The 13,421-nt window shown below is 74.2% G+C and carries 10 protein-coding genes; 2 read left to right on the top strand and 8 right to left on the bottom strand.

All coding sequences use genetic code 11. The features are described 5' to 3' along the window. The first annotated feature begins 14 nt into the window (after positions 1 to 14). Positions 15 to 1,583, top strand: a complete 1,569-nt coding sequence (locus ACIP2X_RS00640; RefSeq protein ID WP_401665584.1) for a CocE/NonD family hydrolase — start codon at positions 15 to 17, stop codon at positions 1,581 to 1,583. Between the two features lie 419 nt (positions 1,584 to 2,002). On the opposite strand, the gene ACIP2X_RS00635 is transcribed toward ACIP2X_RS00640, so the two are convergent. Next, a complete protein-coding gene (locus tag ACIP2X_RS00635) occupies positions 2,003 to 2,410 on the bottom strand; it encodes a DUF6278 family protein (RefSeq protein WP_401665581.1) in 408 nt (135 codons plus the stop codon). Positions 2,411 to 2,591: 181 nt separating this feature from the next. Between ACIP2X_RS00635 and ACIP2X_RS00630 the strand changes: the two genes are divergently transcribed. Beyond that, positions 2,592 to 4,364 (top strand): GDSL-type esterase/lipase family protein, encoded by a 1,773-nt coding sequence (locus ACIP2X_RS00630; protein ID WP_401665578.1) that lies wholly within the window; start codon positions 2,592 to 2,594, stop codon positions 4,362 to 4,364. A gap of 38 nt (positions 4,365 to 4,402) precedes the next feature. On the opposite strand, the gene ACIP2X_RS00625 is transcribed toward ACIP2X_RS00630, so the two are convergent. The 7 genes from ACIP2X_RS00625 to ACIP2X_RS00595 form a co-directional block, all read right to left on the bottom strand. Continuing rightward, positions 4,403 to 5,182 (bottom strand): exodeoxyribonuclease III, encoded by a 780-nt coding sequence (locus ACIP2X_RS00625; RefSeq protein WP_401665575.1) that lies wholly within the window; start codon positions 5,180 to 5,182, stop codon positions 4,403 to 4,405. Positions 5,183 to 5,232: 50 nt separating this feature from the next. After that, entirely contained in the window at positions 5,233 to 5,865 is a 633-nt protein-coding gene (locus ACIP2X_RS00620) for an MBL fold metallo-hydrolase (RefSeq protein WP_401665572.1), read from the bottom strand. Positions 5,866 to 5,913: 48 nt separating this feature from the next. Further along, a complete protein-coding gene (pcaC, locus tag ACIP2X_RS00615; RefSeq protein ID WP_401665569.1) occupies positions 5,914 to 7,212 on the bottom strand; it encodes a 4-carboxymuconolactone decarboxylase in 1,299 nt (432 codons plus the stop codon). Between the two features lie 188 nt (positions 7,213 to 7,400). Beyond that, positions 7,401 to 7,889 (bottom strand): GNAT family N-acetyltransferase, encoded by a 489-nt coding sequence (locus tag ACIP2X_RS00610; RefSeq protein WP_401665566.1) that lies wholly within the window; start codon positions 7,887 to 7,889, stop codon positions 7,401 to 7,403. A gap of 205 nt (positions 7,890 to 8,094) precedes the next feature. Beyond that, on the bottom strand, positions 8,095 to 10,212 hold the full coding sequence (locus ACIP2X_RS00605; protein WP_401665563.1) for a bifunctional serine/threonine-protein kinase/ABC transporter substrate-binding protein: 2,118 nt from the start codon (positions 10,210 to 10,212) through the stop codon (positions 8,095 to 8,097). Positions 10,213 to 10,253: 41 nt separating this feature from the next. Next, on the bottom strand, positions 10,254 to 12,464 hold the full coding sequence (locus ACIP2X_RS00600) for a bifunctional serine/threonine-protein kinase/ABC transporter substrate-binding protein (protein WP_401665560.1): 2,211 nt from the start codon (positions 12,462 to 12,464) through the stop codon (positions 10,254 to 10,256). Continuing rightward, positions 12,461 to 13,321 carry a hypothetical protein gene (locus tag ACIP2X_RS00595; RefSeq protein ID WP_401665557.1) on the bottom strand — a complete coding sequence of 287 codons (861 nt, stop codon included), beginning with the start codon at positions 13,319 to 13,321 and terminating at the stop codon, positions 12,461 to 12,463. Before ACIP2X_RS00595 ends, ACIP2X_RS00600 begins: the two co-directional genes overlap by 4 nt. Between the last annotated feature and the right edge of the window lie 100 nt (positions 13,322 to 13,421).

Genomic DNA, 13,421 nt, shown 5'->3' with positions numbered 1-13,421 from the left:
GTGAGGAGTGACCCGTGGGACTCCCTCGCAAGGCCCTGCGTACGACTGCCGTGGGCGCCGTCGCCGCGACCCTGGTCGCCGGTAGCGCCCTCGGGCTCTCCCCCGCCGCCCAAGCGGCCCCGCCCACCGTCCGCTTCGTCGACATCACCGGCGACGGCGGCACGGTCCTCAAGGCGAACGTCGTCACGCCCGCGGGCGCCGACGCCGGCCGCCGCCACCCGCTGCTGGTGCTGCCCACGAGCTGGGCCACGCCCCAGATCGAGTACCTCGCGCAGGCCCGGAAGCTCGCCGACTCCGGCTATGTCGTGGTCACTTACAACACCCGGGGCTTCTGGCAGTCCGGCGGCCACATCGAGGTCGCCGGCCCACCCGACGTGGCCGACGCCTCCAGGGTCATCGACTGGGCGCTCGCCCACACCCCGTCCGACGCGCGGCGCATCGGGATGGCGGGCGTCTCCTACGGCGCGGGCATCAGCCTGCTGGCCGCCGCCCACGACAAGCGCGTCCGGGCCGTCGCCGCCCTCAGCGGCTGGGCCGACCTGATCGACTCGATCTACTCCGGCCGGACCCAGCACGCCCAGGCCGCCACCCTGTTGCAGGGCGCGGGAGCGCTGACCGGGCGGCCCAGCGCCGAACTCCGGCAGGTCTTCGACGACTTCCTCGCCTCCCGCCTCGAGAAGGAGCCCGAGCTGATCGCCTGGGGGAAGAAACGTTCCCCCGCGACCTACCTCGACCGGATCAACGACAACGGCGCCGCGGTCCTGCTCGCCAACGCCTGGGGCGACACGATCTTCCCGCCCAACCAGTACGCCGACTTCTACGAGCGGCTGACGGTCCCGAAGAGACTCGAACTGCGCCCCGGCGACCACGCCACCGCGGAGGCGACCGGCCTGCTCGGCCTGCCCAACGACGTCTGGACCGACACCGGGCGCTGGTTCGACCACCACCTCAAGGGCGAGGACAACGGGGTCGACCGCGAGCAGCCGGTCCGTCTCAAGTCCCGCACGGGCGGCGGCCACGAGGGCTACCCGGACTGGAAGTCGGTCGCCGCGACCAGCCGGAAGATCGACCTCGCCGGCTCCACCACGATCCGCACGAACGTCAACTCCGGGGCGGACGGCGGCGCCCTCTTCCTTTCCAGCCTCCTCGACCAGATCGCCCGCCTGCCCCCGACGGCCTCGATCCCGCTGCTGCCGCGCCGCTGGGCCGCCGTATGGCAGTCCGAGAGGTACGCCACGGCCCAGCAGGTGCGCGGCACGGCGAAGCTGCACACGACCCTCACGCCGACCGCGGGGAGCGGAACCCTCGTCGCCTACCTGTACGACGTGGGGCCGCTCGGCGTGGGCAAGTTGGTCACCAACGCGCCGTGCACCTTCCACGGCCGCACGCCCGGACAGCCGTTCGGCGTCGATCTGGAGCTGTTCTCCACGGCCTACGACGTGCCGAAGGGCCATCGGCTCGCCCTGGTGGTCGACACCGTCGACCCGCTCTACATCGAGCACAACCCGTCCGGCGCGCGGCTGACCTTCTCCTCGCCTGCGAACGACCCGTCGTACGTGTCGATTCCGCTGCGCGAGCAGTGATCTCCGGCCGCCGCCGGACGGGCCTGGCTCGGGGTACCGCTGCCCCTGCGGCCGAGGGGCCGTGGGGGGAGCACCCATCACAGGGCTGAACGGCACATCCTAGTCGAGGCCGGGGCGCGAGGAGTCGTCCGGCCGTGGCGGAGGGGGCCCGGGGCGCGAGGGCGCAGCGCGTGGGCCGCCTCGTACCTGCGCCGGACACGAACGCGACCTGTCACGGGCCGCGTTCGACGGCGTTCGCACGCGGTCGGCGAGGGTGCGGCACCGGGCAGGCACTCGATCGGTGGATCGACGGCCATGCTCTCCCCCAGTCACTGTCGGCCGTTCCGTGGCTGCCGCAAACTATCCAGACGGGGAAGGAGTTGATGCCCGACACGCACTTTCGGGCATAAGCCGTATTTAACCGCAATTGATCACAACAGTCAGGATTCTGCCACTTCGGCGTACAGCTGGGACAGCTCGGGCGCCCCACTGGCGGCCCACTCCTGGCCGGAGGTCACGACGTCGAACTCACGGCCGGACTCCAGCCGCACCACCGGCTGGCCGTCCGGCCAGATCTCCCAGACCGCGCCGGGCACCGTCCGCACGATCACCGTGCCGAGATACAGACCCGCGTCGTTGCCCAGCCAGGGCAGGATCTCCTCGTCGTCCCGCCAGCGCGGCAGCAGCTGGTCGAGCGCCTCCAACGAGTCCACGGTGTCGTCGAGTTGGACGCCCGCCCGGCCCGCCTGGGAACGGAGCAGCTCGCACTCGGCCAGGAGCTCGGCGATGCCCTCGGGGTCGAAGACCCCGGGCCTGCGGCGTCGGTGGCCCAGGAAAGGGATGTTCATACCTCCAGCCTGTCATTCGCACCCGCGTGCGCACCACAGGCGCGCGGACGGTCACATCCGGTCGTCCGGGCGGTTTCACAGCGAGTTCGCGCATGGTTCGTTGACCCGACCGCGCCTTCTCCCTAGCTTCGCGATCATCGCCGCACCACTGCGCCGTCACACCAGAGAGCTGGAGGATCGCTTGGTACGCCGAGGTGTCCGGGGGGCCGCGGTCGTCCTCGTGCTGATCGCGTCCGTGCTGCCCACGGCCTCGGCGCAGGCCGAGCAGGACCGCGACCGGGCAGCGCCGCTGCCGCTGGAGCAGCTCTTCGACAACACCGCCGTCAGCGACGACGCGAGCCCCGCGGCGGCCGACTTCGACGGCGCCGGCGCCTCCCTGTCCGCCCAGGACCTCGCCGGCGCCGGCTGGACGCCGGGCCGGGCGCTCACCGTCCAGGGCGCCACGCTGACCTGGCCGGACCCCGTCGCGGGCGGGCCGGACAACGTGCGGGCGGACGGCCAGAGCGTGGTGCTGCCCGGCCAGGGCGACGCCCTCGCCTTCCTGGTCGCGAGCACGTCCGGCGCCGACCTCACCGCCTCGGGCACCGTCTCCTACGCCGACGGCACCCTCGCGCCGTACGTGCTGACCGCGCCCGACTGGCGTCGTGGGCCGCTCGCCACCAAAGCGGTGGCGACGGCGCACGTCAACACGCCGGACGGTCAACTCGCCGAGCAGGCACGGCTGTACGTCGTGACCGTGCCGGTCGACGCGGGGCGGTCCGTCGCCTCCGTGCAGCTGCCCCTCACCCCCGACCTGCATGTCTTCGCCCTGTCCGTGCGCGCGGGCGCGACCGGCTGGACGGGCAGCTGGGCCACGGCGACCTCCGGGTATCCGGCCGTGGGCCCGTGGACCGACCGGACGCTGCGGCTGGTGGTGCACACCTCGGTGGGCGGACCGCGGGTGCGGCTGCGCTTCGACAACACGTTCGCGGCGGCGCCGGTACGGATCGGCGGCGCGACGGTGGCCGTGCAGGACACGGGCGCGGCGGCCCTGGCGACGCCGGTGCCGCTGACGTTCGGCGGGGCGCGGGATGTCGAGATCCCGGCGGGGGCGCAGGCGTACAGCGATCCGCTCGCCTTCGAGGTACCGGCCGGAGACGAACTGCTGGTGAGCTTCCATCTGCCGGGCCCGGTCGCGGCCGCGCCCGTGCACCGGCTCGCGCAGCAGCGGTCGTACCTGAGCGAACCGGGCGACCACACCGCGGAGAGCGCGGCCACCGCCTACACCGCGGGCCTGACGAACTGGCCGCTGCTGACCGGGGTGGACGTGGCCGGCGGGCCCGGGTCGGTGGTCGCGCTCGGCGACTCGATCACCGACGGGGACAAGTCCACCGTGGACGCCAACCGGCGCTGGCCCGACGTGCTGGCCGGGCGGCTGCGGGCGCAGAGCGCGGTGCCGCGGTACGGGGTGCTCAACCAGGGCATCGCGGGCAACAGCGTGGTCGCCGACCGCTACCCCGGCGACGGGGTGTCCACGGACTCGGCCGGCGTGAGCGCGCTGCACCGGCTGGACCGGGACGTGCACGCCCAGACCTCGGTGCGCACGGCGATCGTCCTGGAGGGCATCAACGACCTGCTGGCGGGCAGGAGCGCGGAGCAGCTGACCGAAGGGCTGCGGGAGATCGCCGAGCGGGCGCACGAGCGCGGGCTGCGGGTGCTGGTGGCGACCCTGGTGCCGTGCGGCGGCGAACCGCGCTGCACGGCGGCCCTGGAGGCCGAGCGGACCGCCGCCAACGACTGGATCCGGCAGAACGACGACGACGTCTTCGACGGCGTGCTGGACTTCGACGCGGCCGTACGGGACCCGGCGCAGCCGTCGCGGATACTGCCCGCGTACGACAGCGGCGACCATCTGCACCCGGGCGACGCGGGCCTGGCGGCGATGGCCGACGCGGTGGACCTGACGCTGCTGTGACGGCCGGGGCGCGCCGCCCCGCCGCCTCCGCGCGGACCCTAGACCTCCAGGTCCACCACGACCGGCGCGTGGTCCGAGGCGCCCTTGCCCTTGCGCTCCTCACGGTCCACGTACGCGTCCTTGACGGCCTTCGCGAACGGCTTGTTGCCGTAGACCAGGTCGATCCGCATGCCGCGGTTCTTGGGGAAGGCGAGCTGGCGGTAGTCCCAGTAGGTGTACGGGTGGTCGTACTTCAGGGGGCGCGGGACGACGTCGGACAGGCCCGTCTCGCGCAGGGAGGCCAGCGCGGCGCGCTCGGCGGGCGTGACGTGGGTGAGGCCCTCGAAGGCGGCCACGTCGTAGACGTCGTCGTCGGTCGGCGCCACGTTGAAGTCGCCGAGCACCGCGAAGGGGCGGGTGCCGCCGGCGTCGCCCGCGACGGTCGCCTTCAGCGCCTCCAGCCAGTGGAGCTTGTACGCGTAGTGGGCGTGGTCGACCTCACGTCCGTTCGGCACGTAGACCGAGCAGACGCGGACCGGGCCGCAGGTCGCGGCGACGGCGCGGGGCTCCGTCGCGCCGTCGTACCCGGTGTCGCCGGGCAGGCCCTTGACCACGTCCTCGATGCCGACCCGGGAGAGCACCGCGACGCCGTTCCACCGGCCGGTGGCGTGCACCGCGGCCTCGTAGCCCAGCTCACGCAGCTGGTCGAAGGGGAACTGCGCCTCGGCGACCTTGGCCTCCTGGAGGCACAGCACGTCCGTGCCGCTGCTCTCCAGCCAGGCCAGCAGGCGGGGCAGGCGGGCGGTGATCGAGTTCACGTTCCAGGTCGCGATGCGCATGCTTCACAACCTACCCGGCGGGTCCGACAACGCGTCCCGGCCCGTCTCCGTCACAGCCGCGCGGACTCTCCCGGCGTCAGCCGCAGGTGCTCGGAGCCGCCCAGGGCGCCGACCTGCCTGTCGTAGATCGGGCGGGCGAGGTCGGTGAGCAGGGCGTCGTGGACGTCGTAGGCGCGCTGCGGCCGGACCTCGCGGACGTAGTCGATGACCTCGGAGATCTTGTTCCAGGGGGCCATGACCGGCAGCATCAGCGTCTCCACCGGCCGGTCCGGGACGGTGAGCGCGTCGCCGGGGTGGAAGACGCCGCCGTCGACCAGGAACCCGACGTTGGTGATGCGCGGGATGTCCGGGTGGATCACGGCGTGCAGCTCGCCGTGCACCTGGACCTCGAAGCCCGCGGCGGTGAAGGTGTCGCCGTGCCCGACGGTGTGCACCCGGCCGGGGAAGGCCGCCGCGATCTTGTCCGCTACGGACTTCAGCGTCCAGATCTCGGCGGCCGGGTCGGCGTCCAGCGCCGTGCGCAGCCGCTCCTCGTCGAAGTGGTCCGTGTGCTCGTGCGTGACGAGGATCGCCTCGGCGCCGGCCGCGGCGTCCGGCTCGCTGAATCCGCCCGGGTCGATGACGAGCGTCCGGCCGTCCTTCTCCAGCCGGACGCAGGAGTGCGTCTTCTTGGTGAGCTTCATGCCATCCATCCTGCCCAAGGTCCACGACAGGTGCGCGTGGGGGGCGGCTCACTCGTGGGGCGTGGTCTCCTCCCGGATGACCTTCTGGGCGACCTTGAACGCGCTGTTCGCCGCGGGGACGCCGCAGTAGACGGCCGCCTGGAGCAGCACCTCCTTGATCTCGGCCGGGGTGAGGCCGTTGCGCAGCGCGGCGCGGGTGTGGAAGGCCAGCTCGTCCAGGTGTCCGCCCGCGACCAGGGCGGTCAGGGTGACGCAGCTGCGGGTGCGGCGGTCCAGGCCCGGCCGGTTCCAGACCGCGCCCCAGGCGTAGCGGGTCACGAACTCCTGGAAGTCGCCGGAGAACTCGTCGGCCTGCGCGAGCGCCCGGTCCACGTGCGCGTCGCCGAGCACCTCGCGGCGCACCTTGATCCCGGCGTCGTAGGGGTCCGGCCGGCCGTTCGCCTGCGGGTCCACCGGCGGCGCGGCGATCTCGGCGACGGGGGTGATCTGCTGGGGCGGCGGCGCGGCGAGGACCGGCTTGACCGGAGCGGCCTGGATGGCCATCTGGCCGGTGGCGTCGAACGCCGGCTGCCAGGCCGTGGAGAAGTGCGTGACCAGCAGGTCCGTGACGGCGGCGGGCTGCTCGACGGGCACCAGGTGGGAGGCGCCGGGTACGACCGCGAGGCGGGCGTCCGGAATCCCGGCGACCAGCGTGCGGGCCTGAGCGGGGCCGGTGATCTGGTCCTCCGAGCCGACCAGGACCAGCGTGGGCACGCCGATGCGGCCGAGTTCGTGCCGCATGTCGAAGCCGGCGAGCGCCTCGCAGTTGGCGATGTAGCAGCCGGGGTCGGTGGTGCGCACCATCTGCACGGCCCACTCGGTGATCGCGGGCTGGGCGGCGGCGAACCCGCCGGTGAACCAGCGGTCCGGCGCGCTGCGGGCGATCGGGTCCAGGCCGTTGGACCGCACGATCACGCCGCGCTGGCGGAACTCGTCGGCGGTGCCGAAGCGGGGCGAGGTCGCGATCAGGGCGAGCGAGGCGACGCGCTGGGGGTGGCGCAGGGCGAGTTCCGCCCCGACGGCGCCGCCGAGGGCGCAGCCCGCGTACCCGAAGCGGTGCACGCCCAGGCCGTCCAGGGTGGCGAGCAGCCGGGCGGTGAGGTCGCCGACGGAGCCCGCGGGGTAGGCGGGGGCGCCGCCGTGTCCGGGCAGGTCGAACCGGAAGACGCGCCACTGCTTGATCAGCTCCGGGACCTGCCGGTCCCACATGTGCCAGGTGGTACCCAAGGAGGGCCCCAGGATCAGGACCGGAGCGTCTTCTGGCCCGTCGAAGCGGTACTGCAGGGTGTTCAGTGGTGTCTCGCTCACCCGTCAGACCCTCTCATCTCCCACGAGCGCTCACATTCCCGGTCCCAACCTAACGGCTCTCGTCCCCTCCCGAGGACGGGCCCGGCACCGGCCCGGTGACTCACCTGAAAGCTCTCCGGGATCTCCCCAACCAGCACCTCGAACACCACACGGTGAACGAATCGGTCTTTCCCTGGTGAGCCGCGGTGTCATTCCGGAGGAATGCGGAACTCGAACTCGGGACGGTCCCACGGCACGGCGGGCGGGTTCGCGAGCGCGGTCCCGGTCCGCACCGCACCAACGCGGTGGTAGAAGTCCTCGGCGGGAAGATGCGACACGACCTCGACACGGTCGAGTCCGGCGGCACGGGCCTCGGACCGCATGTGCGACACGAGCAGCCGTCCGATACCCCGTCCTTGCGCCTCGTCGGCGACGAACAGCAGGTCGAGCTCCGGAGGATCGAGGACGAGCGAGTAGAACCCGAGGATCCGGCCTTCCTGCTCGTCGGCGCCGACGGCCACGAAGGTGCGATGGGCCTCGATGTAATCGGGACCGACCCGGTAGCCCGCGACCGCGGCCGCGTACTCACCCCGGTAAGCGCCTGAGCCACGCACGAGCCGCGTGAGCCGTTTGGCGTCCCGCGCGACGGCCCTCCGTATCGTGACCGGCGGGCTGATCGGGGAAGTGCGGGAACCCATCATGGGAGTATCTCGCACCGGGGAGTGGCCGCGTGCGGCGGGTCGGCTGCTCGGGCAGGCGTTCCGGAGACCGGGCGTGATCCCCGTGGTCTCCCGTCACACACTTCCTGACCGTGCGCGACGTGGAGAGGTCGCGGCGCTTCCACGCGGACTTGTTCGGCGGCGAGGTCGTCATGAGGTGCCGCAGACCACCGAGTGCGACGGTTCAGGTCGCCTTGCCGATGTCGTCGGCGCGGGCGACGAAGCGGAGCTCGCCGCCTGTCACGCGGTACAGGAACGCGCCGCCGTCCTCGGCAGGGTCGTAGAACTGACCGCCCGCGTTGAAGGAGACCCTGCGTGTGATGCCCTGCCAGGGCCGGCGCAGGAGTTCGGCACGCAGGGCGGAGCGGCCCTCGGCGCCGGCGGCCTTCAGGCCGTACGCGGCGAAGCGGACGGCGTCGTAGGCCTCGGCGGCCCAGGGCGCCGGCGCGGTGCCGTGGCGGTCGCGGTGGACGGCGGCGAACGCCTCGGTCGCCGGATCGGCGACGGCGTCGGTGTACGCGGTGCCGACCAGCCAGCCCTCCGCCGCGGCGAGCAGCGGGGGGCCGATCACGTACTCGCCGGCGACGCAGGTCCCGCGGTGCCCGGCGTCGCGCAGGGCGCGGGCGCAGGCGGCGGCGCGGGTGGCGCGGGCGCCCGCGAACAGGACGGCGTCGCGTGGCCGTGCGGCGATGCGCCGGGCGACCCCGGTGAAGTCCTCGTCGGCGGCGATCTCCTCCACCACGGTCTCGCCGTCGAGCTTGTCGTAGACGGTGACGTAACGCACCGTCTGCAGCGTCTCCGCGGCGTCGGAGAGGTCGTGCACGACCACCGTCCTGGCGGGCCGCACCACCCGGTTGAGGTGGCGCACGATCGCCGGCGGCCCGGCGGTCCTGGTGGAGCGGAGCACCAGCGCGGTCGTCAGGTTCGCGCTGTCCAGCCGGTCGGTGTCCGCGCGGGTGACGAGCAGCGGGACGCGCGCCTGCTCGCACGCGGCCACGGCCGGGAGCACGGTGGCGTTGGTCCCGGCGCCGAGGAGCACGGCCACCTCGGGGTCCGCGACCAGCCGGGCGGCCGCGCGGCCGGAGCCCTCGGCGGTGCCGCCGTCGTCGGCGGTGCGCAGGGCGAGGTCGAAGGTGCGGCGGTCGTCCCGGTTGTGCTGCTCGACCGCGATCCGGGCGCCGCGTTCGTGGGCGGTGAGGACGGCGTCGTCCTTGTCGCCGAGCAGGCCGATCACCCGCCGGGGGCGGCGCCCGGCGCCCTGGCCTGCGCCCTGGCCGGCGGACGCGCCGGGGCGGGACCACCACCAGGCGCCGACCCCGGCGGAGGTGACGCCCAGAACCGACGCGGCGGTGAGCAGGCGCCGGCGGGTGGGCGAGGCGGCGGGTCCGGGCGGGGCCGGGGCGGTGTCGACGGCGGTGGGTTCGGGGACCGGCAGGTCGAGGACGCGGGAGGCGCGGGCCGCGACCAGCGGGGGCAGGCCCGCGGGCAGCCAGCCCGCCGCGCCGAACACGCCGAGGGCCGCGCGCAGTTCGGGCACCGTGGGGCGGGCCGCCGGGTCCTTGGCCAGGCACCGTCGTACGAGCTGCCGCAGGCCGGCGGGTACGCCGTCCAGGTCGGGCTCCTCGTGCACGGTTCGGTAGAGCACACTCGCGGCCCCACCGGTACCGAACACGGCGCGTCCGGTGGCCGCGTGGGCGAGGACGCAGCCCAGGGAGAAGACGTCGCTCGGCGGGCCGACCGGCAGGCCGCGGGCCTGCTCCGGCGAGAGGTAGCCGGGTGAGCCGACGACGACGCCGTCCGCGGTCAGGGCGGTCGCCCCGACGCTGCGGGCGATCCCGAAGTCGATCAGGCGCGGCCCGTCGGCCGCGAGCAGCACGTTGGCGGGCTTGACGTCCCGGTGGACGAGACCGGCCGTGTGCACCTCGTCCAGCGCCTCGGCCAGCGCGGCGCCCAGGGCCCTGAGCTGCTCCTCGGGCCAGGGGCCGTGCAGGAGGACGGCCTCCGCGAGGGACGGGCCCGGCACGTAGGCGGTGGCCAGCCAGGGCGAGCGGCTCTCGGCGTCGGCGGCGAGCACCGGCACGGTCCACCGTCCGGTCAGCCGGGAGGCGAGGTCCACCTCGCGGCGGAAGCGGGCACGGAATCCGGGGTCGTCGGCGTGCTCGGCGCGGATCACCTTCACCGCGCACCAGGCGGCGTGCTGGGAACGCGCCAGGTAGACGACTCCCATGCCACCCGCGCCGAGCCGGGCCGCGAGCCGGTGGCCGCCGATCTCCGAGGGGTCGGAGGGGCGCAGCCGTTCCATGCCGATCGCCTTCCTCGCCGCCGTGCCGGGCGGCGTCCGTCCTACCCCGTGGTCTTCGAGGCACTCTCCAGGTCGGACAGCGACCCCACCTGGCGGAACCGCCCGCCGCGGACCTCGTGCACGAAGGTGCCCTCCGACCAGCCACGGTTGCTGCTGGTGTATTCGTGATAGGTGCCGAAGGCGTAGCCGCGGGCGATGCCCCGGTAGGAGACCTTCGCCAGCCGCGCGCCGAGCGCGGCCCGTGCCGGACGACGGCGCGCCCCCTTCGGGACCGTGCGGGCGAACTCGGTGAGCAGCATCCGCGCCGAGTCGTACGCCTCGGCGGCGTACGGCTCCGGCGCCGCGCGGTAGCGGCGGCGCCAGGCCGCGGTGAAGTCCGCGGCGCTCTTCGTCGTCAACGCGGCGGCGTCCACGGCCGAGGTGACGACGTACCACCCCTCGCCGGCGGCGCCCGCCAGGCGCGGGAACTGCGAGCCGTACAGCTGGTGCTGCATCCAGCGCGTCCCGGTGAAACCGGCTCCGGCCAGTGCCTGGGCCGCGCGCACGGTGGCGTCCAGGGGCCCGAGATACGCGAAGGCGTCGATGCCGGAGGCGAGCAGCGAGCGGACCGCGGCGGGGCCGTCACCGGTCTCCTCCGCCACCACGCGGGGCGCGACCTCGCCGCCGAGCGTCTGGCGCCACTGGCGGACGATCAGGGTGCCCTGGTCCTGGATCGTCGTGCCGCCGGAGCGGTCGACCACCACGCCGATCCGTCCCGTCTCCTTTCGCAGCAGGGCGTGGAGCACGAGCCAGCTGGCGAGCGCGGAGTGCGGCGTGCCGCTCTGGAACGACGACTTGGGCGACAGGAGGAAGTAGTCCTGCTGGCCCGTGGTGCTGGACACATGGGCGAGGCCCGCGTCGCCGTAGATGTTCGCCGCCGTGCGCATCGCGATCTCGGTGACCGGGCCGAGGACCGCGACGACGTCGCGGTCTGCGGTGAAGGTGCCGGCCACCTCCCGGCCGCCGGCGACCGTGCCCGGGTCCCGCACGACGCGTACGGCGAGGTCGTAGGCGCGGCCCGGGGCGGCGTTGTGCTGCGCCACGGCCAGCTGCGCGGCGCGTTCGCAGGCCCGCGCGAGCGGGGCGGCCGCGGAGTCGGTGGTGGAATGGACGCCCAGGACGTAGGTGGGGCGTGCGGGTCCGCCGGAGCCGTCCTGCTCGTCGTCGCGGCCCGAGAGGGCGGCGGCGGTGGCCGCGCCGCCCCCGGCCAGCAGCAGGGCACCCCCCGCGAGCAGCAGCCGGCGCCGGGCCGGGCGCGCCTGCGGGGCGTCCTGCCCGCCCTTGCCGTCCGGGTCCGCGGCGCCCGCGTCCACGGCGGTCGGCTCGATACCGGGCAGGGCGAGGCTCTCGCTGGAGCGCAGGGCCACCATCCGGGCCACTGGGTCCGGGAGCCAGTCGGCGCCCTCGGGGAGGTCCTCCGTGAGGCCGTCGCGCACCTCCTCGGCCGTCGGCCGCTCCTCGGGGTCCTTGGCCAGGCAGCGGGTCACGAGCGCCCGCGATCCGGAGTCCACGCGGTCGAGTTCGGGTTCGTCGTGGACGGTGCGGTAGAGCAGCGCGTGCGCTTCCCCGGTGCCGAAGGGCGGGCGGCCGGCCATCGCGTAGGCGAGGACGCAGCCCAGCGCGAAGACGTCGCTCGCGGCCGTGGCGTCCTCACCGCGCGCCTGCTCCGGGGCGAGGAAGCCGGGGGTGCCGACGACGACGCCGGAGGCGGTCAGTGCCGTGTCGTCCAGGGCCCGCGCGATACCGAAGTCGATCAGCCGGGGTCCGTCCAGGGCCAGCAGGACGTTGCCCGGTTTGACGTCCCGGTGGACCAGTCCGGCCGCGTGCACGCTCGCCAGCGCCTCGGCCAGTCGCCCGCCGAGCACGCGGGCGGCACGCGGCGGCAGCGGCCCGTGCGCGGCCACCGCCTCGGCGAGGGCGGGTCCCGGTACGAACTCCGTGGCCAGCCACGGCTCGCGCGCCTCGGCGTCCGCGTCGAGGACCGGCACGACCCACGGATTCTCCACCCGCCGGGCCAGCTCCACCTCGCGTGCGAAGCGGGTCCTGAAGTCGTCGTCTGCGGCGCCGTCGGCGTGGATCACCTTGACCGCGGCGAGCTTTCCGGCGTCGGTGCGCCCGAGGTAGACCACGCCCATGCCGCCCGCGCCGAGCCTGCGCAGCAGGCGGAACGCGGCGATGCGCGAGGGGTCGGACGGCAGCAGCGGCTCACTCATCGCGCGGTCTCCGTCCCGCCGGCGGTGCCGGTTCCTGGCGTGCTGTCGCCGGACTTGCCGGCCGGTTCCTCGGCCGCCGCCTGCCGGTCGATGTCGGCGGCGACGAAGCCCACCCCCTTGGCGACATCCGATGACACGGCGGTCTGCTCCTCCTTGGTGCGCCCCGCACCGGTACGGGCGGTCGCCGCGACGGTCACCGGGCCGAGCCGGTACTTGAACCAGTCGAAGGGGTGGGCCCCCTTCTCCCCGTCCACCACGTACGTTCCGGACTCCGTGAGGTCGTCGTCGGTGATGGCGTTGCGCTGCTCGCTGAAGGGGTCGGCCCGGGAGTACAGGCCGCTCACCCGCACCGTGGCGTTCAGCCGCTGCTCAGGACAGCGCAGGGCGTCCTCCAGGGAACCGGCCATGTCGCGGCGCGCGGCGAGGGTGTCGTCGTGGACCGTGACGGTCAGCGAGACCTGCACCGGACCCTTGCCGTCAGCCTCCGGGAGCACGAACCCCCGGGTGAGGCTGGCCAGGACGCCGTCCGGCAGGGACTCGCGACGCCACAGGCAGTCCTCGCCCAGCACGGCCCATTCGGCCGGGTCGCTCTCGTAGGGCTCACGCTTGCCGAAGCCGACGCCGAAGTAGTCCGGCCGTACGGCGAGCCCGCGCACGAACGCCACCGCCTCGGCCCGTGTCCGGGGCGCCCTGTCCTCCGCGACGGTGTACGGCTCGTCCGCGGGCGACGCGGACGGCGCCGGCGACCCGGTGCTCGCGTCGGCCGTGGGCCGCGCGGACGTCTCCGGCGGATCGGCGGCCTCGTCGGCCCCACCGGTGCACCCGGCCAGCAGCAGCGTTCCGGTCACCGCGGCCACGGCTGGTCTCCACCCGGACATGCCCATGCCCCGGCCCCCCTACGTACGGATGTTCCCCTCGAAGGCAGTGTGACGTACGGGGGCACTGACGGGATAGCAA

It is taken from the genome of Streptomyces sp. NPDC089424 (assembly GCF_044749345.1).
Classification (GTDB): Bacteria; Actinomycetota; Actinomycetes; order Streptomycetales; family Streptomycetaceae; genus Streptomyces.
The sequence above is the reverse complement of the archived record's forward strand: the minus strand, read 5'-3'. Positions and strand labels throughout refer to the sequence as shown.